This is a genomic window from Streptomyces sp. NPDC004667, assembly GCF_040609475.1.
In the GTDB taxonomy this organism is placed as follows: Bacteria; Actinomycetota; Actinomycetes; order Streptomycetales; family Streptomycetaceae; genus Streptomyces.
In genome coordinates this window covers 1-1240 of the sequence record NZ_JBEXKC010000270.1, presented here as the reverse complement: position 1 = coordinate 1240, position 1240 = coordinate 1, and the positions used below count along the sequence as shown (strand labels likewise).

The following is a 1240-nucleotide window of genomic DNA, read 5'->3' as shown; positions in this document are numbered from 1 at the left end:
GTTCCCCGATGCGCGGCCCCTCCTGCCCCGCGGGCGATGACTGCGCCGCGCCGGACGTCGTGTCCCGGACCGGTTCGTCCGCCGGGACCGCGGACGGCGCCGGACCGCCCGCTCCATCGGGCGGGGTGCCGTCCTCGCCCGCAGGGCCCGTCGTGGCCGTGCGGCCCCGGAAAAGCCGGCGATTCGCCAAGGAACCCACCCCTTTCGCGCATCCAGAACAACGGCCGCGCATTCGCCGCGAGTGCGCCCACGGCACTGTCAGCTGTTGACTAATCAGCCGCATACTACTGCACGTCGCCGCAATGCCCGCCGCCCTGACGGAATTGGCGGCACATGGTGGAATCGCCTCTTGTGAGTACGGCATCAGCTCAGTAGTCTGCGGCTGATTAGTCAAGCTGTAACTATCGCTCGGCTTTGCTCGCAGCGGTCGGTCGCCGTAGATGGAGAGAGATGTTCACCTATTTGCAAGGCAAGTTGCGCGGGCGAATGCGCGCGCAGGGCGAGGCGACGGAAGCCGGCTTCACGCTGATCGAGCTCCTCGTGGTCATCGTGATCCTCGGCATCCTGTCCGCCATCGTCGTCTTCTCCGTCCGCGGCATCAACGACAAGGGCCAGGACTCGGCGTGCAAGACCGACAAGGCCACGGTCCAGACCGCCGAAGAGGCGTACTTCGCCAATAAGGGCAAGTACGCCACCGTCGACGAGCTGGCGACCGCCGGGTTCCTCTCCGCTCGCTCCGTCTGGTACCAGGCCAAGGCGGAGGACGGCATCGTCACGCCGAACCCGGGCGGTCCCTGCAAGGACTTCTGATCGGGGGGACGGTCCGGTTCGTCGGGTGGCATCGCAAGCGCCACCTGACGAACCGTGATCGTTTCTGGTGTTGGAGATGGTCATGACCGATGAGGAGCCATTGCAGCCATGTCATCCGTATTTGTCATTTTCGTCGGTCTGTTGGGGCTCGCGGTGGGGTCCTTCCTCAATGTCGCCGTCTCCCGGGTGCCGGTCGGCCTCTCGGTCGTGCGGCCCCGCTCCGCCTGCCCGCGGTGCGCCACGCCGATCGCGGCCCGGGACAACATCCCCGTCGTGTCCTGGTTCCTGCTGGGCCGGCGCTGCCGCGCCTGCCGGGTTCCGATCCCCGCGCGCTATCCGCTCGTCGAAGCGCTCACCGCGCTCCTGTTCGTCGCCGAGGCGCTGCGCTTCGGCCGGTCGGAAGTACTGCCTGCCGTACTGGTCTTCACCG

The 1240-nt window shown here is 67.3% G+C and carries 2 protein-coding genes; both read left to right on the top strand.

Annotation, left to right across the window (positions count from 1 at the left end; translation table 11 throughout):
• The first annotated feature begins 486 nt into the window (after positions 1 to 486).
• Complete coding sequence (locus ABZW32_RS39975) at positions 487 to 810, top strand: prepilin-type N-terminal cleavage/methylation domain-containing protein (protein WP_356225851.1); 324 nt, start codon at positions 487 to 489, stop codon at positions 808 to 810.
• Between the two features lie 108 nt (positions 811 to 918).
• Positions 919 to 1240, top strand: a 322-nt coding sequence (locus ABZW32_RS39970; protein ID WP_356225850.1) for a prepilin peptidase, incomplete at its 3' end; no start/stop codon positions are given.